This window comes from Embleya sp. NBC_00888 (assembly GCF_045207655.1).
In the GTDB taxonomy this organism is placed as follows: domain Bacteria; phylum Actinomycetota; class Actinomycetes; order Streptomycetales; family Streptomycetaceae; genus Embleya.
Map to the genome: position 1 here is coordinate 4,771,868 of NZ_CP108785.1, position 25,449 is coordinate 4,797,316.

The following is a 25,449-nucleotide window of genomic DNA, read 5'->3' on the forward strand; positions in this document are numbered from 1 at the left end:
CTCCCTCCCGACGGACGCTCTCGCCCGCTGATCGGTCGTCGATGCGCCGTGGTCAGCGGCTCTCGCCGACGAGCGCGGCGGCCAGTCGGCGGCGGGAGGTGATGTCCAGTTTTCGAAAGATCTTGTTGAGGTGGTACTCGACGGTGGAGGTGGTGACGAAGAGCCGGCCGGCGATCTCGGTGTTGGTCGCCCCCGCCGCCGCGAGAGCGGCGACCTGCGCCTCCTGAGGGGTCAGGTCGTGCTCGGTCCGCGCAGCGCGTTTGCGGGCGCGTTCGCCGGTGGCCAGGAGTTCGGCATGCGTACGGGCCGCGAAGGAGGCCGCGCCCATCGTGTCGAACAGCCGGTACGCGAGCCGCAGTTCCCGCCGAGCGTCGGTGCGGCGTCGGCGGCGACGGAGCCACTCGCCGTACAGCAGGCGGGTGCGGGCGAGTTCGGTGACGACCCGGGTCCGGCCGAGCAGATCGACCGACTCCCGGTAGTGGGCCTCGGCGTCCTCGTCGTCGGCCATCAGCGCCCGACAGCGGGCCGGCAGTCCCATCGTCCAGGGCGTGCCGGCTGCCGGCGCGCGTTCCGCCAGGCGGGTCAATGCCGAACCGGCGAAGGCGCGATCGCCCGCGCGCACGCCCGCTTCGACGATCTCGGGCAGGACGCGATTGCCGATCCCCGGCGCGTCGCCCTCGTACACCTCGGCCGCCCGGTCGAGTGCCTCGCGGTATCGACCCAGACCGATGTCGAGGATCGCGAGCGAGACCTGGCAACGCAGCGCTATGTGTCCGTGTCCGAACGACCGCAGCCAGGTGTCCCGCACCTGCTCGAAGGCGGCGAGGGCCTCGGCCTCGCGGCCCTGCCAGACCAAGAGTTCGATGCGCTGGGTCAAGCCCTCCGAGGGCAGACCGATGGCGGCGGTGATCCCGGCGTGCGCCTCGTGCAGGGCCTGCGCAGCGGTGAAGTCCCCGACGGACGCCACCCAATGCGCCTTGGCCAACAGCGTGATCCGCAGGGCGGCGAGCGCACCCTTCTCCCGGTCGAAGGCCTCCAGCCGCTCGAGGGCCACCCACGCGCTCTCGTCGTCCCAGAGCTCGTCCAGCACGCACGAGGCCAACACCGCCAACGGCATGCCGACCTCGACGAGTGCGCCGTCCTCGCGCAACGCCGCCACGGCCGTGCGCAACAGCGGTACGGCCGGCGGATGGCCGACGGCGATCCGGGTGGCGAGGGCGACGAGCAGCAGGTCGTGGACGGAACTCGTGGCCGACGCCATCGCGGGTGAGTCGAGCACGGTTCGGGCGACCTCTCGCAACGTGGTGCGCGTGGTGAACCGGTCGGCGATCACCGCGGCCTCGACCGCCTCGAGCAACATGTGTCGGGCCAAGGGCGGGTCGAGAACGGCGACTTCGCCCGCCGCCGCGATCAGAATCGCCGGCACCTCGGCGATGCGGGCGAAGTACATCTCGAGCGTCGCCTTCATCCGTTGGGCCCGGGCGTGGGCGACGGGATCGCCGAGCACGGGCGCGGCCTCGTCGAGGATCGCCTGCGCCTGGACCGGATTCCCGGCGATCAGGTACGCCTGCGCGGCGGCCGGGCGCCGTTCCATCGACGGCGGCCTGGTCGGCACGCTCTGATCCGCCTCGCCCGCAGACTCGTCTCGGCCGCGCGTTGCCGGCGGCCCCCGTCGTTCCCGCGGCCCCGTGATGCCCACCACCCGGCGAGGCGCGCCCGATCACCGTCGCGGCCCGCTCCACCGGGAACTGATCCCGTGACCCGGGAACTGATCCCGTGACCCGGGACTGATCCCGTGACCCGGGGCGGACCGACCGCCGTCCTCGCCCCGGGGCACGGATCGCCCTCTTTGTCGCCGCGTGGGCGGCGCCATCGCTCGACCCCTCCGGCAAGGATTGTCCGGGCGTCGTCCGGGTGCGCGGTCGCCCCGCGCGCATCCCTCCGTTGCCCGAGCAAAGGGGCCTCGTAGTCGACGACCCGCCTTGCGCGGCGGTGGCTCGAACGTGCTTGCCCGTTGTCGGAGTCGAGATTCCCCCTCCGGGTCGATATCCGGTGTGACCAGGCATCGGTGCCGAGCTGTCCGGTCGGGCCGCGCCAGTGATCCACGCGCCGATCGGCCCCGGGTCGACAGCCGCGAACCCGCCACGGACACCGCCTGTCGCGAGTCATCGGATCGGCAGGCAGCGGTATGAACGGCCGCCTATGCGCCGTCCGCCGCCGAATCCGATGGCCGGGCCCGCCATATCACGGCAAATCGGGGCGCTGATGCGATCGGGTCCGCTCCGTACTTGCGCCCTCCCGCCGAGCCCTCTTACGGTCGTCGACGGCTATCCGGGAGATCGGGCAGGATCGCTGGTCGGGACGGCGGCAATGGTGTCCGGCGCGTGGGTCGTGCAAGCCGATGTCGGGGAAATGCGCGGGGTGTTCCGGCCGGATCGGCCGGACCGGTGCGCGCCGTGCTCCGGCCGAGGGCTTCGCGCGCACACATGCGGGCTTCGGGTTCGCGGCGCCGATCGTGTCCTGGGGCCGTCCGGATCGGTGTCTGTGTGGTGGTCGGGTGCTGAGGGTGACCGCATCGGCGCGGGCATCGTCGGGGAGCGGGGCCGGACGACGGGGAAGTGGTGCCGGGTGGCGGTGCGGGTTCTGGACGGGCGTTACGAACTGGTGCGGTTCGTGGGCCGGGGCGGCATGGGGGAGGTGTGGGAGGGCCGGGACCGCAGGATCGGACGCCGGGTGGCCGTCAAACTGCTCCCGCACGGCAGGGGCGACGCGTCCGGGGCGGCGCTGTTCCTGCGCGAGGTTCGGACCGCCGGGGCGCTCGACCATCCGGGCGTGGTCACGGTGTTCGACGTGGGGCAGGACGCCGCGGACGATTCGCTGTTCATGGTGATGGAGTTCGTTCAGGGCCGGGACCTGGCCGCGGTGCTGCGCGAGGACGGTGTGCCGCCGGTCGCCGACGCGGTCGAGTGGACGGGCCAGGCCGCGACCGCGCTGGGCCGTGCGCACACGGCGGGGATCGTGCACCGGGACCTGAAGCCGGCGAACCTCATGCTCGCCGGGGAAGGGCGGGTCAAGGTCCTGGACTTCGGGATCGCCCGTTTCATCGAGTCCACGAACCGCTCCAGCAAGGTCATGGGCACCCTCGCCTACATGCCCCCGGAGCGGTTCGACGAACATCCCGGCGACGCCCGCTCCGACCTGTACTCCCTCGGCTGCGTGCTCCACGAACTCCTCACCGGAAACGTGCCGTTCGAGGCCACCGGCCCGGTCGCCATGATGAACGCGCACCTGCTCAAGACCCCCGTCCGCCCCGGCGAACACCGTCCCGGCATTCCATCCGCACTCGACCGACTCGTCCTGGACCTCCTCGCCAAGGACCCCGACGACCGGCCCGCCACCGCCGAGGAGGTCCGCGAGCGCCTGCATGCCGCCATCGGCCCCGCCTCCGGCCGCACACCGGCCTCGGCGGGACCGGGCGGTGGGCGCTCGCGGGAGAACGCGGGCGTGGTGACCACCGAACCCAACCCGGTGGCCCCTCCCCGGATCCGGGACGGCACGGCAGCCGGGGCCATCCGCGACCGTGTCCCCGTCCACGCCGCGCCCACCGTCGGCCCGGGCCGGGCCGGCGCGAGCGACGTGGACTCCTCCCGGCCGAACGCGGCTTCCGCCCCCGAGGCGGCGCAGGCGAACACGAAGCGGAGGTTCCTGGCGTCCCGGAAGGCACGGGTGGTCCTCGCCGGGCTGCTCCTGGCCGTTGTGGTCACCGGCGTGGCGATCGTCGTCGGCCGCGACAACGGCAACGACAAAGACAACGGCAACGGTTCGACGCAATCGCGGAGGTCTCCCAGTCCGTCCCCGCTCGTCAAGTTCGAGACCATCCCGGACATCTGCGGGAATCTGTCGCAAGCGCGGGTGCTGGACGACCTGGTGGACCATCGGCGTCCCAGCGACGCCACGACGAGTGCGGACGCGCGGAAGTGCGGTTGGGAGACGGAAAGATCCCCTTCGGTGCCTGTGGACGGGGCCCTGGTGATCACCGCGCAAAGATTCACCGGCGTCGACGAGGCGCGAGGCTTCATGGAGAAGGAGAAGGGCCGGACGTCCCTGTTCGGCGGTTTCCCCTACACCGGCCTTGGAACGCCCGGTGACATCGGAGACGAAGCCGCCATCCGCGTAGACAAGGAGAACGTCGACAAGACGATGGGCGGTGATGCCTATCACAGCTTCAACAGCGCCGACGTCGTTTTCCGGACAGGCAACCTCGTCGTCCAGATCACCTACATGCGATCCCGCGGCGGGGAGCCCAAGCCGACCGACACCGAGTCGACCCGACGAGGAGCCGAGGTGATCGCCGACCTCGTGTCCTCGCCCCTGGAGCGCTAGCGCCGCGCCCGGCACCGGAGGACGTCTTCTCCCGACACCGAATTCCGGAATCGGTGTTGATCCGCGGGAGTCCCGGGTCGCGCATGAAGACGGTCGCCTGGTCCTCCTGCCCGCGGTCGCCCTCGCGGGGGCTTCCAGTGCCGCGCCCGGCTCTAGGGAATCTTCCATACCCGGACGCCGTGGTCGGCGCCGCCGCCGGCGAGGATCGTGCCGTCGGGGCTGAACGCCACCGTGTACACGGCTTTGGTGTGACCTGTGAGAGCGGCGATCCGGGTTCGGTCGGCGACGTTCCACAGGCGCACGATGTGGTCGGAGCCGCCGGTGGCCAGGGTCTTGCCGTCGGGGCTGAACGCCACGCTGTACACGGCCTCGCCGTGACCCGTGAGAGTGGCGGTGGTGGACTGGGCCGCGATGTCCCACAGTCGTACGGTGCCGTCGAAGCTGCCGCTGGCCACGGTTTTGCCGTCGGGGCTGAACGCGACCTCGTTCACCGTTTCAGTGTGCCCGGCCAGGCGGGCCGAGCTGGTTCCCGTCGCGAGGTCCCACAGCCGTACGGTGTCGTCGGCACTGCCGCCGGCCAGCGTCTTGCCGTCGGGGCTGAACGCCACCGAACACACCCCCGCGGTGTGGTGGTCGAAGGTTTTCGTGGCGGATCGGGCCGCGACGTCCCACAACTGCACGATGCCCTCGGATGCGCCACCGCCACCGACGGCCAGGGTTTTGCCGTCGGGGCTGAACGCCACCGACCTCACCTCGCGGGTTCGGCTGGTGAGGACCACCGGGGCGGACCGGGCCGTGACATCCCACAATCGCACGGTCCCGTCGAAGGCACCGTCGGCGAGGGTCCTGCCGTCCGGGCTGAACGCCACCGCGTTCACCACGTTGGTGTGCCCGGTGAGAGTGGCCGTGGTCGTCCGGCGGGCGAGGTCCCACAACCGCACGGTGGTGTCGCCGCCGCCTTGGATCCGCACGTCGCCGCCGGCGCCGGCCAGGCTCTTGCCGTCGGGGCCGAACGCCACGCAATTCACCGGGCCGGTATGGCCGGCCAGCCGAAACCAGGCGTTGTCGTCGACGTCGCCACCGGTCAGGCGAACGGCCGTGAGGACGCCCGCCGCCGCGGCCAGTGCGGCGCTCCCGCCGATCAGGACGGCGCGGCGGCTCGGTCGGCGGGAGCCGACCGGTTCGTCACCGCTCGGTGTGCCCTCGCGTACGGTGACCCGCGCCCGGCGGGTGGTGGCGAAGTGGACGCCGGAACCGGGGATCGAGGTGTTCAGCGCGCGCAGACGCCGCGCGGTCTCGGGCGCGTCCGGCCGCTGCCGCGGCTCCCTGGACAACAGCGCCTCGACTACCCGACCCAGCGGTCCGGCGTGCGCGGCGGGTGGAAGCGGGGCGGTGAGGACGGCGGTGATGATCGCCGTCAGGGTGGGCCCGTCGAACGGCGGGCGGCCCTCCACCGCGGTGTACAGCGTCGCGCCCAGCGCCCACAGGTCGGCGGGGCCCTCGACCCGCGCGCCCTCCAACTGTTCCGGGGCCATGTAGTGCGGAGTGCCGATGACGGTGTGCGTACTGGTCAACCGGCTGACGTCGTCAAGGACGCGCGCGATGCCGAAGTCGGTGACGACCACCCGGTCCCCGGCCAACAGCACGTTGTCGGGTTTCAGGTCACGGTGCACCACCCCGGCGGCGTGCGCGTGCGCCAAGGCCTCGGCCAGGTCCGCGCCCACAGCCGCCGCCCGCTCCCAGGACAGGCGGCCGTGCTCGGCCAGGTGCGCGCCGAGCGAGGACCCGCGTACGAACTCCATGACGATCCACGGCACGCCGTCGTGCTCACTCACGTCGAACACCGTCACGATGCCCGGGTGCTGGAGCCGCGCCGCGGCCTGCGCCTCCCGTTTCGTGCGCGCGATCAGCCGATCGCGCATCGCGTCCGGCAGATCCGCGGGCAACAGGACCTCCTTGACCGCCACTTCGCGGTTCAAGACGTCGTCGTGGCCGCGCCACACTCGGCCCATGCCGCCTTGGCCGACCGCCTCGACCAGTCGGTACCGTCCGCCCACCAGCAGTCCCACAGTCCCCGTCACGGCGCTCACTCTAACGACGCGTCAGCTCGCAGAGGCAGCCGTTCCCACACGCCCGATCCGCGCCGGCCGGCAACCCGCCGTCACGTCTTTGCCGGTGCCGTGGCGCCCACGGCGCAGGCGGAGACTGTCCGTCCCCTCCGACGGCCCGTGTCGCGGTGTTCGCCCGCCCGGCGGCATCGGTTCGCTGAGCGGAGTCCCGCGCCGAGGGCCGGCGCTCCGCGGCCCGCGCCGAGACCGTATCCGCAGCGAAGCAGCCGAGGGCGCCGACATCCTCGGAGCGGTACGCCTGTTCGGCGTCGCCGAGCAGCCCGCCATGCGGTACGTCAGCGCCGCCCGCCCCGAACGAACCGTCGAGCCGCCCCGATGGAGCCTTTGCCCCGGGCCGGAAGCTCGCGGGCTTATCGCTTGTGCTGGGACGGTGTCGGCTTGGGGGTGGGGGTGGCGGTCATGTCGAGCAGGAGCATGGCGTCGTGGTCGGGGGTGCCGGGTTCGGCGGTGTAGATGCCCATGCGGTGGCCGGGGGTGCCTTCGAGGGCCATGCCTTGGAAGGCGAGGGTGATCTTGCCGACCTGGGGGTGCTGGAAGATCTTGGTGGTGATCTTGCGGCCCGTGACGTCGTAGCGCTCCCACAGTCCGGCGAAGGCCGGACTCTTCAGCAGCAACTCGCCCACGAGTCGGGTGAGGTCGGGGGCGTCGGGGTCGGTGCCGGCCAGGGCACGCAGGCGGGCGACGCAGTGGCGGATCTGGTTGTCCCAGTCGGGGAAGACGTCCCGGGCGGCCGGGTGGAGGAAGAGGTAGCGGCCGAGGTTGCGCTGCGTGTCGGGCCAGTCCTCGAGGCCCGCGTACAGGGCGAGGCCGCCGGGATTGTGGGCCAGGACGTCCATGCTGCGGCTGACGACGTAGGCCGGGCTCGGTCGCAGCGTTTCCAGCAGCAGTCGCACGTGCGGGCGCACCGCGCGGCTGGGGGCGGGGGTTGCCTGAGGTGCGTAGCGGGCGGCGCGTACGGCGAGGTCGCGCAGGTGCTGGTGCTCGGCGTCGTCGAGTCGCAGGGCGCGGGCGAGGGCGTCGATCACGGCGGGGCCGGGGCGGGTTTCCTTGCCGCGTTCCATGCGGGTGTAGTAGTCGATGCCGACCCCGGCGAGCGTGGCCGGTTCCTCGCGGCGCAGGCCGGGGGTGCGGCGTACGCCGGGGCCGGGGGTCGGGCCGGCGGACTGGGGGCTGGTCCGGGTGCGGCGGGCACGCAGGAAGCGTGCCAGTTCACCGCTGCTGGTTTGCTGCTCGGGTGCCATAGCGCCAGTGTCTCTCCGCCGCCGGCGCGACATGCGCATCGAGGGGGGCCTGTCACACCCCCGCTGGTCCCCCCCGGCACATCTCGGCCTGCCTGTGGCGGCCGCCGGCGGGCAGGGTTGACCGCGTTCGAGTGTCCGCCGTCCCGCATCCCGGGTGGCCTGGCCTTTCCGATGGCGTGTCCCCCACGTGCGGGTAACGGTGGACGTGATGAACGCCGACATGACCGGTCGAAGCCCCGGCACCCGGCCTCGTACAGCGGAAGGGAATGACGATGATGGACTGGAACGGCTCGGAACTCGAGAGGATCGCCACGGCCGAGGAGCTGGACCTGGCATCCGAACGGTCCAACGGCACCCTGCGCGACCCGGTGACGATGTGGGTGGTCCGCTCCGGTGACGGGCTGTACGTCCGCTCGGTCAAGGGCTCGGACGGCCCCTGGTATCGGGGAACGCAGTCCCGCCACCAGGGACGCGTCGAAGCCGGCGGCGTCCGCCGGGACGTCACCTTCCACCAGGCCGACCCCGCCGCGTACCCGGGGGTGGACGCCGCCTACCGGGAGAAGTACGGGCACTACACGAGCATCGTCGAGCACGTCCTGACCGACGGGGCCCGTGCCTCCACCCTGCGCCTCGAACCCCGCTGACCGGCCCGGAACCTGCCGATGCCCCCTTCCGGGTCACAGAACCGCAGCAGTGTACGGCGTCGGGGGCGCGCCCTGGCGACCGTCGACGCCGCACGGGTCGACGCCGCACGGGTCGACGCCGCCCCGGCCGACAACGCCCCGGTCCCGATGACACGTCCGGCCGCCGCTCCCACGCACTCGAACGACAAGGAAGATCCCCATGCAGACCGTCACGCTGAACAACGGCATCGAGATGCCGATCCTCGGCTTCGGCGTCTACCAGATCCCGGCGGACAAGACCGAGCAGGCCGTCTCCGACGCCCTCGCCGCCGGCTACCGGCTCCTCGACACCGCGGCCGCCTACGGCAACGAGGAAGCCGTCGGCCGGGCCATCAAGACCAGCGGCATCGCGCGCGAGGAGCTGTTCGTCACCACCAAGCTGTGGGTCCAGGACGCCCCGGCCGAGGAAAACACCCGCCGGGCCCTCGAGACCTCGTTGACCAAGCTCGACTTGGAGCACATCGACCTGTACCTGATGCACCAGCCCTACGGCGACGTCTACGGCCAGTGGCGCGCCATGGAGGCCGCCAACCGCGAGGGCCTGGCCAAGGCGATCGGCGTCGCCAACTTCTACCCCGACCGGCTCCTGGACGTGATCCTCAACAACGAGGTCACCCCGGCGGTCGACCAGATCGAGACCCACCCCTTCTTCCAGCGCGCCACCGACCACGACCTGATGCGCGCGCACGGCGTACGGCACCAGTCCTGGGGCGGCTTCGCCGAAGGCAAGAAGAACCTGTTCACCCACCCCGTCCTGAGCGAGATCGGCACGGCGCACGACAAATCCCCGCGGACCGAGCGACGTGCCCCTCTTGTCCCTGAAGACGCCCGCACGTCGATCGCGGGGGAGCACCTGACTCTCGAGGAGTCTTCGCAGCGCGTCAGCCTCGGCCGGTTCGAGCCGGACGGCATTCGGATGCGCACTCAGCCCCGGGTCTCGTCCTCGGCGACGGCGATCGCGATGCCCAGTGCCTCGGCGATGTTGCCTGCCGCCGTCATGACGCGAGCGGTGCCCACGATGGGCGCGATGGCGACCAGGACGTCTTGCAACTGGTCGGCGGTCATGCCCGCTCTGAGGGCGGGGTCGATATGGGCCAGGTAGGAGATCGGCGGAGCGTCCGAGGCGGCGAGGGCCGCGATGCGCGTGAGTATGAGCATGTCGGGGGACAGCCCGCATCGCTCGATCGAGTCGACCGTCATCGCGGCGAGGGTGTCCAGGACAGGGGTTTCGGATGCAGTGGACATGTCACATGCCCTTCTGGTGTGTTTTCGAGCCCGAGGAGAGGAGTGAGGCGGAGGTGACAGACGTCCGCGAGCGTCGGGATTCCCCTTCAACCCTAGATCTCATCCGGGCCCCTCGCACGGGGGCTCGTGGTTCACTGCCGCATGGGAGGGAGCGAGTGGGCGAGCTGGTGATCAACCGGTCTGGCGGACGCCATGGCTCCGCGGGTGACGGCACCGGGCAGCGGCGGCAGATCCGGCCGCGCTCGGCGTAGGCGGCGCGGGCCGCTGCGCTGTTTCCCGAAGCCTTCTCCCGTGTGCGTCCGCCTTGGGCCTCGCGCGGGTCGGGGTGGCAGCCTTCGCGGGGTCGGACCGGAACCGACCGTGCGGTCCGGGCTCTGCCCTGCCCGGCGTGTTCAGTGCCGGATCGCACGGCCGATGTCGGCCTTGGTGGGGCCCGAGAGTGTGCGGTGGCTGCGGGCGGTGGTCTTGGCCTGCTTGCCGCCGCCGACCTCGTCGACGTCGACGACGACGATGTCCAGGATGTTGCCGGCGTCGTCGCGGAATTCGACGGTGAGCGTGTAGTCGGCGCTCTTGTCGGTCCCGTTGGTGACGGTCACCTCGGCCGTGGTGCGGTCCCCGTCGACAGCGGTCGGGCCGACGCTCGCGTCCGCCTTGGCGTCGACGCCGTCCTTGATCTCGTCCAGCTTGGACGCCGCGGACGCGCTCGCCGACGCGACGGCGTCCTTGGCTTCCTTGCTCGCGGATTCGAGCGCGGACGCGATCGCGGTGGGCGTCGACGTGTCGCCGCCCCCGTCATCGTCGTCACCGCATGCCGCCGCGGTCAGGACCAGGACCGCGGCGATCGAAATCGCTCCCGCGGCACGCCCGCACCTGCTTGTCATGTTCGTCGCTCCTCGCGTGACACCGCCGGACGAAAGCGCCCACGGACGAACACCCGAATGTCCACACCACGGAACAGGTAAACCCCCGCAAATCCGCCGGACCGGGTCGGCGAGACCTGATCGGGAGACGGGGACGAACCCGAAACTCTCCCTCCCCGACTGCTGCATCCGCGACCACCGGGAGAAGCCGTCCATGGGCGCAGCGATACGGGCTCCGCAGCGCGCGAGGCCGGCGGAGGTCCTCTGGCGGCCGGCACTCGTGCGAGAAGACGGTGCGTCATCGGGCGGCTCGACCAACGCCCGAAGTCGCACGCAGACTGCACCCGTTCCCTAGGGAGGCGGCCCGCACCCAATTCCGTCGAGGTCACGACTCGGTCCGCCACGGAGCTTGGGCCGGAGCAGCGGCCGGCGGCCGATGACGTGTTCGCCTGTTGCCGTCGGCGTGATGCTTCGGGCGAGCAGACACGCCGTGACGATCGATGGTCGCCACGCCGACCAGCTCTCGGATGGCGGCGCTTCGGCAGCCGAGGTCAGAGTTCGAAGGCCGCCCGGCGGGACTCGGGGACCAAGTCGGCATACTCCGGGTGCTTACGCATCCAACCACGGATGAAGGGGCAGTACGGGAGCACGGCGAGCCCGCGTTCACGAACCGCGTCGAGCGCCGCGCGGGCGAGCGTACCGCCGAGCCCCTGCCCCTCGAACCGGGGATCGATCTCCGTGTGAATGAAGGCGATCTCCTCGTCGTGCAGGAAGTACTCGGTGAAGCCCGCGAGTTCGGCAGCGTCCTCACCCGCGAGAATCTCGTATCGCGACTTCTCGGGATTGTCGACGACCTTGGTCCCCATACGTACTCCTGTGCTCATGACCGATCCGGCGAATCGCATCGTACGCGGCCGCCCCGGCCCCGCTGTTGCCGCGTGGAGGCGGCAGTTGTGCCGGGAGCTTCGCGCTTGGGCGAAGCGTCCGCTAGCGGCGAAACGCCCGTACCTCCGCCGCCGTGGGAGGGTCGGCGCCCGGACGGGAGCAGGTGAGGGCCGATATCACGGACGCCTCGGCGAGGATGTCCGTCAGCAGATCGGGGCTCGTGAGGGTGCCCAGTTCCGGTACGCCCAGGAGCCCGCGGCGGTAGAGCGCGTCGAGCAGCCCGGCGGTGTACGCGTCGCCCGCGCCGACCGTGTCCGCGACGGTGACCGCAACCGCCGGCACGGACGTCGAGCCCGCGCCACAGACGCCGTACGCGCCCGCTGCGCCGAGCGTCACCACCACCACCACCACCATGGCGGGGCCCCGAGCCAGCCCGTCCTGCGCCGCGTCGGCGACGTCACGGGACGGGCACAGCCATTCGAGATCCTCACTGCTCACCTTGACGACGTCGGCGAGCGCGACCAGCGATTCGATCCGGATCCGGGCCGATGCGGGGTCGCCCATCAGGGACGGGCGGCAGTTCGGGTCGTACGAGATGGTCATCCGCCCCCGCGCCCGCTCCAGGGGCGGTCACGCTGAACTCGCGCATCGGCTCCTCGTACCAGAGGTAGCCGGCCTCGGACAGCACGTGGCCGAGCCGGATCGAGTCGGCGAGGTCGAACCCGGCCGAGCCGTCGTACATGAGTGGGACGTCGCCGCCGATGGGATCGCGACCTCTGAGGTCCTCGCGGGTGCGACGGGCGACCAGGTCGGCGACGATCAGCCCGCGCCTGGTGTGCGCCTCGCCCACCAGGCCCTCGTCCGTGTGGACGCGCGGGATCCCGCCCACCACCGCCGGCTCCGAGCCCGGAAGCCCGGCACGCCATCGGAAGGGCGGCTGCGCGGGCGGATCGACCAATTCCACAGTCACATCGACGATTTGCAGGGATGTCCTTCACGGCTAGGGGCCCGGGATCCGCAGTGGTGGATGTCGTCGCAGGGCCGGAGTCCCGCCCGGACGGCATGGTCGAGGATGTGCAGGGCAACGACCCTCGTACCCGGGCGCGGAGACGTGCTCCGAGGGGGCAATGACACTGCCTCACGTGCTTCCTGAGGCTGCCCGTCATCACATTCCGGCCCTGGAGGCCCATCCTATGTCTCGGATATATTGATGTGACGTTCAATCAGTAAATCACATCAAAAATCTCGACGCCAGGTTCGGTAGCCGGGCCTCTTCCCCGTCCCGGTCGGGATCTTCCGCCTCGACGTCGGTGCGGGGGAGGGGTTTCAGGCGACTGGTGTCGCCCTCTCCCACCTGCGACGGGTCTCCCGGAACGTCGGCACGGTTCGGTGCTCCTGGATCCGGTATGTATCCGATCCATCTCGCGTTACGCCGCGCGCCGATGGCCGCTCGATCGATCCCGCCCCGGCAGTGGGGTTCGCACGCGTGCCTGTTCAGGGGCGGCTGTCGTCGCTCGGTACGACACGGCGCCAGATCTCCTGCTGGAACTGCCGGGCGGTCATGTCGATGTGTTCGGCCATCAGCGTTTCGGCGCGGGCGGGTTCTCCGCCGGAGATGGCCTCCGCGATGGCCTCGTGCTGCTCGGCGGCCACTTGCAGGGATCCGCCGGCGACACCGGCCAGTCCGATGGCCATGACCTGCTGCTGCAGACGTCGCATCGCGTCGACGGTGGAGACGAAGAACATGTTGGCGGCAGCGGCCGCGATGCCGGTGTGAAAGGCGTCGTCGGCGCGGGTGAAAGCATCGATGTCGCCCTGCTGCGCCGCGAGGGCGGACTGCCGTGCGGCTTCGCGTATCGCCTTGACCTGCGCCGGAGCGGCTCGCTGCGCGGCCAGATTCGCGGCGGTGGTCTCCAGGTGGCGGCGGAACTCGAAGAGTTCGTCGACCTGCCGCAGGTCCGCGGGCAGGAAGTTGGCGAGCGACTGTTGCCAGGAGGACTGCTCGGGTTCGGCCACGTAGATGCCGCGCCCCTTTTGTACGGAGAGTCGCCCCAGGGCCGAGAGGATCTTCACCGCCTCCCGCACCACGGTCCGGCTCATCCGTACCTCGTCGGCCAGGTCCTTCTCGGTGGGCAGCCGGTCACCGGGCCGAAGTCCCGCCTGGACGACGTATTCGAGGACCCGTTCGGCTGCGACCTCGTATCCGGGGCGATAACCCCGCGCCGTGCCCGTCGACTGCGTGGGCGCGGAGACCTTCTCTGAGTGGGTCAACGACTCTCTCTCACTTCCCTCTTGAGGTCGTTGATCTGCCGACCACGCCTCGATGCCGCCTATGTTTCCGATACATCATACGCTTGGTAATCAGTGAATCACATTCAGATCCATGGTGCCAGGAGTCGGCAGCCCGAAGACCCTGCTCGCCCCGATCGCACCGCTCAACGGACCGTGACTACGCGGCATCACTCTCCTTCGGCTGCGACACAGCCCTTGGGCGGCCATCCCGAACTCTCGCAACCCGCGCACAGAGTTCGGAGCGGCCGGTACGGGTTCCCGTGCGGGTTCGATATGTATCTGATTTATCGCTGTTCCATCGTAGCGTGGATGGGATGTCTCCCTGTACATTCGGCAGGGCGGCAGGGCATCCGGCAGTGCGGCTCGACCACAAGGTCCGCGACGGGGACCGACAACCAGGCCTTGCCGCGCGGTGGCGAGCCATCGCCTCCGCTGCGCACCGTCCTTGCCACCGATGGCTCCTCTCGCCGGGTTCCAAGGCAGCCCTGCTCCGGCTACTCGATGCCGACCGCGGTCGCCCATGGCGTCCACGTCGGTGAGCGTTGCCCGCATGCTGCCCGAGTGGCCCTTCCTCCAGGGCATCACCTGGGCCGCGGCAACCGCAACTCCCCGAAATCCTCCGAAAGGACAGCGCGTTGCACGACATCAGGCTCGGCGTCATCGGGTTGGGCGCTCGTAGTGATCTGGTCGAGTTGGCTCATCGGCCCGGCTCGGGTTCGCTGGTGGTCGCGGCCTGCGACCGCGATCCGCGGTTGCTCGCGGCCGCCGAGGAACGTTTCGGCGCCGGGGTGAGGACCTCCCCGGACCACCATGAGCTGCTCGATGCGGGGCTTGACGCCGTGTTCGTGCTGACTCCGGACCACACGCACGAGCGGATCGGTCTGGACTTCCTCGCGGCGGGTGTCCCGGTCTTCCTGGACAAGCCGATGGCGATCACCACCGAGGGCTGCGACCGGCTTCTCGAGGCGGCCCGCGACCATCGGACGTCGTTGTACGTCGGCCACAACATGCGGCACATGCCGGTCGTGTTGGCCATGCGCGAGTTGATCGCCGGCGGGGCCGTCGGCGAGGTCAAGGCCGTCTGGTGTCGCCACTTCGTCGGCAACGGCGGGGACTGGTACTTCAAGGACTGGCACGCCGACCGGCGCAACACCACCGGTCTGTTGCTGCAGAAGGGCGCACACGACCTCGACGTCATCCACTGGCTCGCCGGCGGATACACCCGGCGGGTCAACGCCATGGGCGCGCTGACGGTCTACGGCGGCATCACCTCGCGCCGCGACCGCAGCGGGGAACGGATGACCGAGTGGCTGTCGCAGGAGAACTGGCCGCCGCTGAGTCAGACCGGTCTCAGCCCGGTGGTGGACGTGGAAGACCTGAGCATGATGCAGATGCAGTTGGACAACGGCGTCTTCGCGAGCTATCAGCAGTGCCACTACACACCGGACACCTGGCGCAACTACACCGTGATCGGCACCGAGGGGCGACTCGAGAACTTCGGCGACACCGAGGGCGCGGAGGTCCGGGTGTGGAACCGCCGAACCGAATACCGCGCCGACGCGGACCTGGTGGTGCGCGTGCACACCCCGCCCGGCACGCACGCCGGCGCCGATCCGGTGCTGGTCGATGAGTTCCTGGAGTTCGTCCGGGACGGCGGGGCCACCGTCACCTCGCCGGTGGCGGCCCGCGAGGCGGTGGCCGCCGGCTACGCGGCCACCATGTCACTGCGGGACGGAGGACAGGTCGTCGACATCGATCCCGTGGATCCGAAGGTGGCCGCCTACTTCGCCAACGGTCAGGTGTGAGCCCGTGGCCGAGGCACCGGTGCCCTCGCCGTCGGTGCGCACTCGGCGCTTCCGCAGGTGGGCCGAGCGAGAAACATTCGGCACCGTCGCGCCGAAATCGCGCGTCGAACGGCCGCAAGAGTGAAGGCGACGATCGTTGACCCACTCAGAGAAGGCCACCGCGTCCGCGAGTGCGGGGGGTGCCTACCGACCCGGGTACGAGGTCGCGGCGGAACGCATCCTCGAGTACGTGGTCGGAGCGGAACTTCAGCCCGGCGGGCGGCTGCCCACCGAGAAGGATCTCGCGGACGAGGTGGGGACGAGCCGGACCGTGGTCCGGGAGGCGGTGAAGATTCTCTCCGGCCTCGGGCGGCTGTCCGTACGCAAAGGCCGCGGGATCCACGTGGCCGAGCCCGAGCAGCCCTCCTGGCAGAAGTCGTTGACCAGTTCCTTCCCGCGGACCACGAGGCGATCGCCGCAGCCATCGCCTCCGGCGAACCGAGCGACGCCGAGGCGCTGATGGCCGAGCACGTCCGCATGACCGCTCGGCACTTCCAGCGGGAGATCCGGCGTCGCGTCCTACCGGGCGGCGGCACCGGCTCCTGAACCCGGGTCTCATTGTCTGCGAACTCGTCGAGGGAGCGGCGGACGGTCCGGCGGCCGCCGGTGCGGCCACGGGTGGTGATCTCGTCGCGGAGCGTGCGGGCGTTGTTGCGTCCTTCAGCCCATCGGGCCGTGCGGTCGGATCCGGCCGCCGATCCCCTGCCGGTCGGCCACTTGGGCGGAGGTGTGTCGGGCCGGGTCCGTGAACGACCTGTCCACCGACTGATCCAACAGGTCCAACTCGTGCCGAAGCGCGGGATGTCGCTCGTGCGGCAGAGCGTCCACAAGGCCGTCGAGCAGGGCACGCAGGCGTCGGCAGACCTGGAGGGAGGTCGCCCCGTAGTCGCGGATCTCGGAGACGGCGAGTTGGAGGTAGTTCTCCCAGTCCCGCCCGTGCAGGACGAGACGCGGCCGACCACGGTCGTCCGCCATCACATAGCGCCCCCGCACCGGCGCCCTGCCGACCACACCGAGGAACGACTCGATGTGATTGAGCACCTGGACAGCCGTTGTGGGGTCGTTGACCGCCGGGGAGAGGGCACGGATGGCGATGTCCACGAGTACCCGAAGGGCGAAGGCGGGATCCTGTTCGATGGTCCGTTCGGTGCCCAGGGCGACGAGACCGGTCACGCGGCGAGGACCGGGCGCGGACGTACCGCCGTGGATCTCGACGAGGACGGCGCCCGGGGGGACGAAGTCTCCGATGAGGTGGGGCACGACGAGGACGCAGTCGTGGCGGACGGCGGTAGCGATCAAGCCGGCTTTGTCGAGTGCCTGGATCGCACCGCCGTGGGTCGAGTGGACGAACGTGACCGGGCCTTGTGGCAGCACCGATTCACCGTCGTCGGGGACGGACGCACGGACTTCCGTGGCCCCGCGGGCGAAGACACTCGTACCCGTGCGTCCGACCAGGTCGGCGATGGCCACCGGCCTGAGGTTGTGCGTGAAGCGGTTGAGATAGACGAGGAGCAGCAGAAGGCTGACGGCGACGGCCGCACCGGCGAGGGTGACCCCGAGGTCCGGTACCGAATTCGACTCGATGCTGCGCAGGAGGGAGAAAGCGAAGGCGAACGTTCCGGTGAAGGTGGCCAGGACGGTCTTCTGCAACCGGTCTCTGTACCAAAGACGCATATACCTCGGGGACAGCGCACTGGTCGCCTGCTGGATGACCAGCACACCGATGGTCACGACGAATCCGAGCAGGGCCACCATCGACCCCACGATGGAACTCAGTACGCCACTGGCGGTGGTCGCGGAATAGCGCCAGCCGCTCGGTGGCCAGTCCGCCCCGTCGGCGGCGATGGCGCATTCGGCGAGAATGACGCCCAGTGCCATTCCGCCCAGCGGCGCGATCCACAAACTGGCTTTCGTGTACTGCCTCAATCGGAACACGGCGGCCCAGGACACCAAGCTGCGCATGCCCGAACCCCTTCTCTCGCGGCAACCGATGCTCCGGGTACGCGGCACGACCACGGTGTGCCGCCGGTCGGGACGATCGGTGTTCCAGGTACGGCCACGGTAGGGCAAATCGGAACGCGCGCGGCGGCACGGCGCGCGAGCCGCCCGGCTGCCGCGTCGGCTCAGCAGGACCGGTGGGGCGCACACGCGTAGCCTGGACGGGTGGCTTTTGGCCGCAGGCCGCCGTGGAGGCGAATCGGCCGTCCGGTCGGAGACCGACGGAGTTCATCGAGTTCGTCGGGCCGGCCAGGCTCTCATTCCCGGCGAAGGCAGGCTCCTCATGGACGCGTACCCATTGATCGAAAACCACGGGTTGATCGGCGATCTGCAGACGGCGGCGCTGGTGAGCACCGACGGCGCGATCGACTGGTTCTGCTGCCCTCGATTCGATTCGCCCAGTGTGTTCGGTGCTCTTCTGGATCGGGAGAGGGGCGGGCATTTCACCGTCCGGCCCTCCGCCACGACCTACGCGACGAAGCAGTTGTACTTTCCCGACACGGCCATTCTCGTCACCCGCTTCATGACGGAGTCGGGGACGGGCGAGGTGGTCGACTTCATGCCGGTGACCGGAGGCGTCGCGACGGACCGCCATCGCCTCGTCCGCATGCTGCGCTGTGTGCGCGGCAGCATGACGTTCGAAGGGGACATCGCCCCCCGCTTCGACTACGGCCGTAAGCCGCACGAACTGCACATCACCGAGCACGGAGCGGTATTCGATGCGGAGGGGATACGGCTGGCCGTGCATGCCGTCCGGGAGCCGGGGGACGAGCGGCTGCTGACGCTGCTGTCGGGGGACAAGGACTTGCATCTCTCCCTGCCGCTGCGGGCCGGACAGGAGCGCGGCGTCATCGTCGAGTCGTCGCCCGATGGCCCACCTCGGGAGATCCGGGTCGCGGAATTCCAGCAGATCTACGAGGAGACGATCGGATTCTGGCGGTCCTGGCTCGCCCAGTCCCGCTATTCGGGCCGCTGGCGTGAGGCGGTGGAGCGCTCGGCCGTGACATTGAAACTCATGACCTACGCGCCGAGTGGCGCCTTGGTCGCGGCTCCCACCGCGGGACTGCCGGAGCAATTGGGCGGCGAGCGCAACTGGGACTACCGGTTCACCTGGATCCGTGATGCCTCCTTCTCGGTCTACGCCCTCCTGGGCCTGGGCTTCAGGGAAGAGGCCACGGCGTTCATCGGCTGGCTGCGCGATCGTGTGAAGGAAGAGGCGGGTGGCGCCATCGACACCGGACCGCTGAACGTCATGTACCGGGTCGACGGCTCCTCCGACCTGACGGAGGAGATCCTGGAGCACTGGGAGGGATACGAGGGATCCGCGCCGGTGCGGATCGGCAACGGTGCCGCGGACCAGATGCAACTGGACATCTACGGCGAGGCGATGGACAGCATCCACTTCGCGCACCAGCACGGGATACGGCTGGACATCAAGGGCTGGTCCGCACTGCACACCCTCCTGGACTGGCTGGTCGACCACTGGGATCAGCCGGGCGAGGGGCTTTGGGAGACCCGCGGAGGCCGCAAGGACTTCACCTACGGGCGGGTGATGTCCTGGGTCGCCCTCGACCGGGCCCTGCGGCTCTCCTCCGCGAGCGGGCGCCCGGCCGCCCGCGGACACTGGGCGAGCGAGCGCGACCGGATCTACGAACAGGTCCTGGCGCGGGGATGGGACCCCAAGCGTGAAGCGTTCGTGCAGCACTACGGCAGTGACGTCCTGGACTCGTCGTTGTTGCGGATGCCCACCGTCGGATTCATCACCCCGGACGATCCCATGTGGACGTCCACGCTGGACGCGATGGACCGCGAGCTGGTCAGCGACAGTCTGGTCTACCGCTACAACCCCGAGGCGTCGCCCGACGGACTGCGCGGCTCCGAGGGGACCTTCTCGCTGTGCACGTTCATGTACGTCGATGCCCTGGCGCGGGCCGGGAGGACGGACCAGGCCAGGCTCGTGCTGGAGAAGATGCTCACCTATGCCAACCACCTCGGCCTGTACTCGGAGGAGATCGACCTGACGGGACGACAACTCGGCAACTTCCCCCAGGCCTTCACCCACCTGGCGTTGATCGACGCGGCGATCACCCTCGACTCCACTCTCAACCGGGCGCGTCGGAACGGCGATTGACACGCGGGGGATCCGCGAGGGGCACTCACCGCCCTGAGGAAACGGGGGTGAGCAGGACGACGCTGTCGCCCTTCTCGGGCCTGACCCGCCGACTCTCGGTGACCGGCTCCAGTCGCTGGTCGGCTCGTAGCACGAAGAGCGTGTCGTGGCCGGGCGACGTGGGCGCGGAGGCGGGCCGGACCACGAACCGCGCTCCCGCCGCATAGCGTTCCGCCAGGACGTGACGGACGAGCGACCTGCCGAAGAGGATGTCGCCGCCGGTGTAGGGAGCGACGACGCCGTGGCTGTCGTGTGGAGGGCCGACGCGGTAGACCGGGCCTTCGACGTTGTCCTGCATGACGACCGAAGCGAGCGCGTTGAAGTCGTCGTCGTCGGTGGCCAGGAACACGGCCGACACCCCCTCGAGCCGGGCGCCGGGATTGGTGGCGGTGGCCAACAGGTCGCCCTGGGCGAGCCGGACTCCCGCGGATCTGATCCGTTCTCGCTCCTCCTCGGCGCCGGCCCACATCAACACGTCGAGGCCGGCGGATCGCAGGGCCTGTCCCATCTCGACCACCCATGGCTCGCCGCCCACGAGGAGAACGCGTGTCCCCGCCGGTTCGACGACGCCCAGCCGTCGAGCCACGGGGGCTGCCGTCAACGCGTACAGCAATACCGTCCCCACGATCACCAGGAAGGTGATCGGGAGGATTTCGGAGGCGCCGTGCTCCCCCCGGTCGACGAGGCCGGCGGAGAACGCCGACGCCGTCGCGGCGGCGACGATGCCGCGTGGATCCATCCATCCGATGAAGCCCCGCTCTCCTGGAGTCAGACCCGAACGGGACGTCGCCGCGAAGGCGACCAGGGGGCGCACCGCCAGGACGAGGATCACGATGAGCGCGAGAGCGGGCAGCAGCACCGGCGTCAGCGACGAAGGGGTGACGGTGGCCGAGATGGAGACGAACAGCAGCCCGATGATCAGCTGAACCAGGGTCTCGAAGAAGGGCCGGCGAGCGGGCATGTCGAAGCCGGCGATATTGGTGACGGCCAGTCCCGTGACGATTGCGGCGATGAGTCCGGTGTCGTCCCGGGCGATGTCACAGCCGGCCGAGACGGCGATCACGGTGGCGAGCTGTGCCAGCGTCCCCAGCGTTTCGCCGAGCCGCAGCACGCGCAGTGTCCACCACAGCAGCACCGCTCCCACCGCCCCGCCGATCAGGCCGACGGCAAGGCTCAGGGCGAACTGGCCGAGTTGGTAGCCCCGTCCGATGTCGACCCGGTGGGTCGAGGAGATGGCGTGGAAGACGAGAGCACCGAGGATGCCGCCGATGGGGTCGGTCAGCGTGCCTTCCCAGATGAGGATGCGTCGTACCTTGTCGTTCGGTCGTACGAAATCGAGAATTGGACCCACGACCGTCGGCCCCGATACGACCAGGATGACGCCGAGCATCGCGGCCACGCGCAGGGGCATGTCGAACAGGGCGGGTGACACCGCGGCGGTGACGAAGAAGGTCACCAGCACGCCGAGGAGCAGCAGTCTGCCGACGATCCACCGCGTCCGTCCGGTCAGGTTGCGCAGGTTGAGTCCCAGACCGGCGTCGTAGAGGATCACCGCCACGGCCAGGGACACCAGGGCGGAGAAGTTCGCGCCCATGAGCTTGTCGGGGTGGACGACATCGGTGAGGGCGCCGGCCGTGAATCCGGCGGGTAGGAGCAGGATCAGTGCGGGGACGCGCAGCTTGCTCGCCAGGATCTGTGAGCCGGTGGCGAGCACCACCGTCAGAGCGAGCCCGAGAAGGATCTGATCGTCCGTCACTGCGCCTCCGCGCGTCGAAACGCCGGAGGCGGGGAGGTAACCCGGCTCCCGCCGCCCGGCTCCTTGTGCCTGATCGCACCCGATCCGGCGCAAGGGTCAAGCAATCACCTACCGCACGACGGCGAGCGGTCGGCAGGCTGTCATTGGGCCGTCCGGTAAGGCTTTTCACCCGCTCGGGCCGGCGGCCGGACGTCGACACGGCTCGGCCGGTCCAGGACGCGGTCGCCGACCCGCGGAGCGCCGGCGGTGGCCGTCAAGGACGGGGTTCGGTGTGTTCGTCGGGCGGGTTCGCGAATGCGGGGAGCACCACAGGCGCCTTCCGGCTCGTCCCGGGCGAACCGCGCCGCGGCTCGTCCGGGGCCCTGGCGGTCGTACGGCCGAGCCGGCCGCGGCCTTCAATTCCCCAGGGGCACCGAACCGAGGACGATCGTTGCGGAGGAGCGGTCCAGGTAGGCGCCCGCCTCGTTGGACGACCACTGGCCATGCGCGGGTATGAACGAACTCAAGGCGGTCGGTATCCCGGTCGGAGGCCCGCCGGCCGGCTTCCACGGGCCCCATGCTTCCGCGGCGGCGCCGTCGGCGAGACGGACGACACCGTAGTAGACCCAGTCCGACGGCCCCGGCACCTGCACACGTGCCGTGTCGAGCGAGCCGAGAGCCCGGCCGCACCAGCCGGCGGAAACCACAGGACCCAACCGGGCCAACTCCGGGAACACCTCCGACAGGCCGGACGTGGTGGACCGCACCGGTTCACAGCGCCGTGCCGCCGATTTGTCCTTCGCGTCGTCCGCTTGGTTCCCGGCGCCGCACGCGGCAGCGAGCGCACCGGACAACACCGTGAGCGCCATGGCCGCCGCTCGCGCCCCGGCCGTCGTCCGCACCATGCCCACGTGCTCGTCTCCCCGCCCTCGACGACAAACCGACGCCCAGTCTGACGCCGGGGCCGGTCTCGGCACATCCGACTTCTTGCGTACCTTCATCCGCGCCCCACCACGTCCGGGGCCACCGCCTGACCAGGTCCTCACTCGCGGCCGCGGCGGTCGCCCGGGCAACACCAGTCGGTGGCGCACGAGTTCGGCAGGACTTCGGAATCGGGCCGGTTTTCGGATCCTGGCGTTGCTCACGGTGTCCGGTGCAGCGGAAGGCGCCGGTCCCGAACTTCGTACCCGTTCGTACGTGGTGGGGTCGGCGACGTGCGGATCGGGTGGCAGGCCGTGGACCTGTGAACGCCCGGCCGTCCCGTCCGGTGGGTGGCTCTGGCAGACTGCCGTCCCACGCGGATCAAGGGGTGCGCGGGTCGTGGGAGGGCCGATGGAGCCGTTGCAGGAGCACGACCCCGTACAGCTCGGGGCGTACCGGCTCACCGGGCGGCTCGGCTCGGGCGGGATGGGCCGGGTGTTCCTGGGCCGTTCGCCGAGCGGGCGCTCCGTGGCGCTCAAGGTGATCCGGCCCGACCTGGCCGAAGACCCGGACTTCCGGCGGCGGTTCGCCCGCGAGGTGGCCGTCGCACGGCGGGTGGGCGGCTTCTACACCGCCCCGGTCGTCGACGCGGACACCGAGGGTCCGATGCCGTGGCTGGCCACCGCGTACATCGCCGGGCCGAGCCTGGCGGACGTGGTCCGCGAGCATGGGCCGCTCCCCGAGCGGTCGTTGCGCGCGCTGGCGGCGGGGCTCGCCGAGGCGCTGCAGTCGATCCACGCGTCCGGCACGATCCACCGCGACCTCAAGCCGTCCAACGTGCTGCTCGCCCTGGACGGGCCCCGGGTGATCGACTTCGGGATCGCCAGGGCCGCCGACGACACCTCGGTGACCGCGACGGACCTCGTGGTCGGTTCGCCCGGCTACCTCTCACCCGAGCAGGCACGCGGCGAGGAAGTCGCCCCGGCGTCCGACGTGTTCTCGCTCGGTTCCGTGCTGGTCTTCGCGGCCACCGGCAACGGGCCGTTCGGTGGGGGGTCGGCTCCGGGGTTGTTGTACCGGGTGGTGCACGCGGACCCGGTCCTGGACGGGGTGCCCGCCTCGTTGCACGCCCTGATCGCCGACTGCCTGACCAAGGACGAGGTCTCTCGCCCGACGACCGACCAGGTCCTGCACCGCGCGCTGCCGCAGGCCGGGCAGACCGGCGAACTCTCCCTGGACAACTGGCTTCCCGACCCGCTCGCCCGGCAGATCGCGGCACAGTCGGGCGACCCGTCCGCGCTGCCCGGCACACCGCAGCAGGGTTGTCCGGGAGCACCGGCCGGCATCCCGGCGGCAGGCGCCGAAGGGACGGACGCCGCAGGACCGGGTATCCCCGGGCCACCCGGATCGGGGCACGTCCCGGGGCCCTACGGTCCGCCGTACGGTCCGCCCCCGCGGTACCCGAGGCAGCTACCGGCCGGGGCCGCTCCGCAGGGCGCACCGGTCCCGCCCCGGCCGCTCGCCCCGCCGGCCGTTCCCGCGCACGCGCCTGGTGCCGCGCACGCGTCTGGTGGCGCGCACGCGCCTGTTCCGGCCGGCATGCCGCCGCCGGTGCCGCGCCCCGACTACGCCCCGGGGTTCGCGCCGCCCAAGCCGGAAAGCCCGCCCAACCGAAGGCGGTTCATCGCGCTGGGCGCCGCCGCGGCGACCGCCGCGGTGGGCGGCGTCGCCGCCTGGCTGTTCGGCAGGGACGGCGATCCGGCCGCCAAGCCGCCGACCGGCCCCAGCGGTCCCACCGGCTCGCAACCCGCGGCCGCGCAGGTACCGGCGCAGGTACCCCGCGCGCCGACCGGTTCGTACACACTGGCCATGTGGTGCACGGAGTTCGGCAGCGACAACAACACCGCGCAGCGGGCGCTGCTCACCGAACTCGGCATCGGCTTCAGTGAGAAGCAGCCGCAGGCAACCGTCAAACCCACGGTCGTGACGTTCGCCGAGGACCGGAAGCTCGCGACCGCGCTGGCGGCGGGCAGCCCGCCCGACGTGTTCGAGGTGGAGGTCAGCGAGTTGGCCAGGTACCACGCACGCGGCCAGCTGGCCGACCTGTCGGCGTACCGCGGCCTGTTCGACGTCGACTCGTGGACCCTGGCCATGCGGAAGGCCTGCGAGATCGACGGGCAACTGGTCGCGGTGCCGCAGAACGCCGCGCTGTCCGTGGTGCTCTACCGCAAGGACCTGTGCGATCCGGCCGGCTTCACGGTGCCCCGGACCCAGGACGCCTGGCTCGCCGAACTGGCGAGGCTGAAGGCCTTCCACGCGGGCAACCCCAAGTTCCAGGCCGTCCACATGCCGGGCCAGGCCTGGCAGGTGATCGCGTCGTCGATCTGGGCCGCGGGCGGCCGGATCGCCGAGAAGGAGGGGACGACCTGGCGCGGTCGCCTGGACCAGCCGGCCGCGCAGGCGGGGATGGGGTACTTCAAGAAACTCCAGGCGTTCTCGACCGCCCCCAAGAACGTCGGCGACTACACCGCGGACACCGGCAGCCCGTACGACGTGCTGGGAGCGGGCGACACGGCGATGATCGTGGGCGGCGACTGGATCTACGACCCGCTCATCGCCGCGCACCCCGACCTCAAGGGCAAGCTGGGCGTGTTCCCGCTGCCGAGCCCGGTCGCCGACCGCCCCGCGCCCGTCCCGCTGGTCGGCACGGTGCTCGTGGTGGCCAAGGCGAGCCGCCTGGTGTCGGGCGCCGCACGGCTGCTGGCGATGACGACCACCGCCGACTGGCAGTCGAAGTGGTCCGACGCGAGCCAGAGCATGCCGGCCCGCACCGGGGTCGTCCCCAAGCGGGCGGCGGACAACCCGATGCTCACGACCGCCCAGGACATCGCGACCGAGGCGGCGCGCATGCTGCCGCAGGCACCGGGGTTCGCCATCGCACCGCTGCGCACCTACGCCACCGAGATTCTCAACGAGATGAATCCGGCGACCGCCGGGCAGAAGGCGAACGGTGTCGTCGACGCGACGTACAACAACCCGGTGACCTGACGGCCACTCCGCCGA

At 70.6% G+C, this 25,449-nt stretch carries 18 protein-coding genes and 1 pseudogene; 7 read left to right on the top strand and 12 right to left on the bottom strand.

The genetic code is table 11. The features are described 5' to 3' along the window. Positions 1-52: 52 nt before the first annotated feature. The gene (locus tag OG948_RS55225; RefSeq protein ID WP_331772652.1) at positions 53-1,615 is read right to left on the bottom strand and encodes a LuxR family transcriptional regulator; all 1,563 of its coding nucleotides are present in this window, start codon (positions 1,613-1,615) and stop codon (positions 53-55) included. A gap of 1,013 nt (positions 1,616-2,628) precedes the next feature. On the opposite strand from OG948_RS55225, the gene OG948_RS55230 reads away from it, so the two are divergent. Then, positions 2,629-4,383, top strand: coding sequence for a serine/threonine-protein kinase (locus tag OG948_RS55230; protein WP_331772653.1), 1,755 nt, complete (start codon positions 2,629-2,631; stop codon positions 4,381-4,383). Positions 4,384-4,535: 152 nt separating this feature from the next. On the opposite strand, the gene OG948_RS55235 is transcribed toward OG948_RS55230, so the two are convergent. Together OG948_RS55235 and OG948_RS55240 are read right to left on the bottom strand one after the other, a co-directional pair. Beyond that, positions 4,536-6,464 carry a serine/threonine-protein kinase gene (locus OG948_RS55235; RefSeq protein WP_331772654.1) on the bottom strand — a complete coding sequence of 643 codons (1,929 nt, stop codon included), beginning with the start codon at positions 6,462-6,464 and terminating at the stop codon, positions 4,536-4,538. Positions 6,465-6,862: 398 nt separating this feature from the next. Continuing rightward, positions 6,863-7,753, bottom strand: coding sequence for a helix-turn-helix transcriptional regulator (locus OG948_RS55240; protein WP_331772655.1), 891 nt, complete (start codon positions 7,751-7,753; stop codon positions 6,863-6,865). Between the two features lie 272 nt (positions 7,754-8,025). On the opposite strand from OG948_RS55240, the gene OG948_RS55245 reads away from it, so the two are divergent. Both OG948_RS55245 and OG948_RS55250 read left to right on the top strand, forming a co-directional pair. Next, entirely contained in the window at positions 8,026-8,397 is a 372-nt protein-coding gene (locus tag OG948_RS55245) for a DUF2255 family protein (RefSeq protein WP_331772656.1), read from the top strand. A gap of 199 nt (positions 8,398-8,596) precedes the next feature. Then, positions 8,597-9,538, top strand: a complete 942-nt coding sequence (locus OG948_RS55250) for an aldo/keto reductase (RefSeq protein ID WP_331772657.1) — start codon at positions 8,597-8,599, stop codon at positions 9,536-9,538. Here OG948_RS55250 and OG948_RS55255 read toward each other — a convergent pair. The 6 genes and pseudogenes from OG948_RS55255 to OG948_RS55280 form a co-directional block, all read right to left on the bottom strand. Further along, a pseudogene (locus OG948_RS55255) lies at positions 9,484-9,681 on the bottom strand (carboxymuconolactone decarboxylase); the annotation flags it as partial. The gene OG948_RS55250 and the pseudogene OG948_RS55255 sit on opposite strands and share 55 nt — an antisense overlap. Before the next feature lie 392 nt (positions 9,682-10,073). Continuing rightward, positions 10,074-10,562, bottom strand: a complete 489-nt coding sequence (locus OG948_RS55260; protein WP_331772658.1) for a hypothetical protein — start codon at positions 10,560-10,562, stop codon at positions 10,074-10,076. A 530-nt stretch (positions 10,563-11,092) separates the two neighbouring features. Continuing rightward, complete coding sequence (locus tag OG948_RS55265; protein WP_331773618.1) at positions 11,093-11,407, bottom strand: GNAT family N-acetyltransferase; 315 nt, start codon at positions 11,405-11,407, stop codon at positions 11,093-11,095. Positions 11,408-11,528: 121 nt separating this feature from the next. Beyond that, positions 11,529-12,029, bottom strand: coding sequence for a PfkB family carbohydrate kinase (locus OG948_RS55270; RefSeq protein WP_331772659.1), 501 nt, complete (start codon positions 12,027-12,029; stop codon positions 11,529-11,531). Beyond that, a complete protein-coding gene (locus OG948_RS55275) occupies positions 11,914-12,396 on the bottom strand; it encodes a hypothetical protein (RefSeq protein WP_406300773.1) in 483 nt (160 codons plus the stop codon). The genes OG948_RS55270 and OG948_RS55275 overlap by 116 nt, the downstream gene beginning before the upstream one ends. Before the next feature lie 524 nt (positions 12,397-12,920). Beyond that, positions 12,921-13,697, bottom strand: a complete 777-nt coding sequence (locus OG948_RS55280; RefSeq protein ID WP_331772661.1) for an FCD domain-containing protein — start codon at positions 13,695-13,697, stop codon at positions 12,921-12,923. A 656-nt stretch (positions 13,698-14,353) separates the two neighbouring features. Between OG948_RS55280 and OG948_RS55285 the strand changes: the two genes are divergently transcribed. Continuing rightward, the gene (locus OG948_RS55285; protein ID WP_331772662.1) at positions 14,354-15,523 is read left to right on the top strand and encodes a Gfo/Idh/MocA family oxidoreductase; all 1,170 of its coding nucleotides are present in this window, start codon (positions 14,354-14,356) and stop codon (positions 15,521-15,523) included. A 136-nt stretch (positions 15,524-15,659) separates the two neighbouring features. After that, entirely contained in the window at positions 15,660-16,022 is a 363-nt protein-coding gene (locus OG948_RS55290; protein ID WP_331772663.1) for a GntR family transcriptional regulator, read from the top strand. Between the two features lie 200 nt (positions 16,023-16,222). On the opposite strand, the gene OG948_RS55295 is transcribed toward OG948_RS55290, so the two are convergent. After that, positions 16,223-17,524: a DUF2254 domain-containing protein gene (locus tag OG948_RS55295; protein WP_331772664.1), complete on the bottom strand. Its 1,302-nt coding sequence runs from the start codon at positions 17,522-17,524 to the stop codon at positions 16,223-16,225. A gap of 319 nt (positions 17,525-17,843) precedes the next feature. Between OG948_RS55295 and OG948_RS55300 the strand changes: the two genes are divergently transcribed. Continuing rightward, positions 17,844-19,691: a glycoside hydrolase family 15 protein gene (locus OG948_RS55300; protein WP_331772665.1), complete on the top strand. Its 1,848-nt coding sequence runs from the start codon at positions 17,844-17,846 to the stop codon at positions 19,689-19,691. A gap of 25 nt (positions 19,692-19,716) precedes the next feature. Here the strand turns inward: OG948_RS55300 and OG948_RS55305 are convergent, their stop codons facing one another. Then, complete coding sequence (locus tag OG948_RS55305; RefSeq protein WP_331772666.1) at positions 19,717-21,486, bottom strand: cation:proton antiporter; 1,770 nt, start codon at positions 21,484-21,486, stop codon at positions 19,717-19,719. A 395-nt stretch (positions 21,487-21,881) separates the two neighbouring features. Further along, positions 21,882-22,370: a hypothetical protein gene (locus OG948_RS55310; protein ID WP_331772667.1), complete on the bottom strand. Its 489-nt coding sequence runs from the start codon at positions 22,368-22,370 to the stop codon at positions 21,882-21,884. 427 nt (positions 22,371-22,797) lie between these two features. Here OG948_RS55310 and OG948_RS55315 point away from each other — a divergent pair, with 427 nt between their 5' ends. Continuing rightward, positions 22,798-25,434, top strand: coding sequence for a serine/threonine-protein kinase (locus OG948_RS55315; RefSeq protein WP_331772668.1), 2,637 nt, complete (start codon positions 22,798-22,800; stop codon positions 25,432-25,434). The last annotated feature ends 15 nt before the right edge of the window (positions 25,435-25,449 follow it).

Coding starts and splice junctions, on each gene's coding strand:
- OG948_RS55240 (WP_331772655.1), bottom strand. CDS start 7,753: ATGGCACCCGAGCAGCAAACCAGCAGCGGTGAACTGGCACGCTTCCTG.
- OG948_RS55245 (WP_331772656.1), top strand. CDS start 8,026: ATGATGGACTGGAACGGCTCGGAACTCGAGAGGATCGCCACGGCCGAG.
- OG948_RS55250 (WP_331772657.1), top strand. CDS start 8,597: ATGCAGACCGTCACGCTGAACAACGGCATCGAGATGCCGATCCTCGGC.
- OG948_RS55260 (WP_331772658.1), bottom strand. CDS start 10,562: ATGACAAGCAGGTGCGGGCGTGCCGCGGGAGCGATTTCGATCGCCGCG.
- OG948_RS55265 (WP_331773618.1), bottom strand. CDS start 11,407: ATGGGGACCAAGGTCGTCGACAATCCCGAGAAGTCGCGATACGAGATT.
- OG948_RS55270 (WP_331772659.1), bottom strand. CDS start 12,029: ATGACCATCTCGTACGACCCGAACTGCCGCCCGTCCCTGATGGGCGAC.
- OG948_RS55295 (WP_331772664.1), bottom strand. CDS start 17,524: ATGCGCAGCTTGGTGTCCTGGGCCGCCGTGTTCCGATTGAGGCAGTAC.
- OG948_RS55300 (WP_331772665.1), top strand. CDS start 17,844: ATGGACGCGTACCCATTGATCGAAAACCACGGGTTGATCGGCGATCTG.
- OG948_RS55310 (WP_331772667.1), bottom strand. CDS start 22,370: ATGGTGCGGACGACGGCCGGGGCGCGAGCGGCGGCCATGGCGCTCACG.
- OG948_RS55315 (WP_331772668.1), top strand. CDS start 22,798: ATGGAGCCGTTGCAGGAGCACGACCCCGTACAGCTCGGGGCGTACCGG.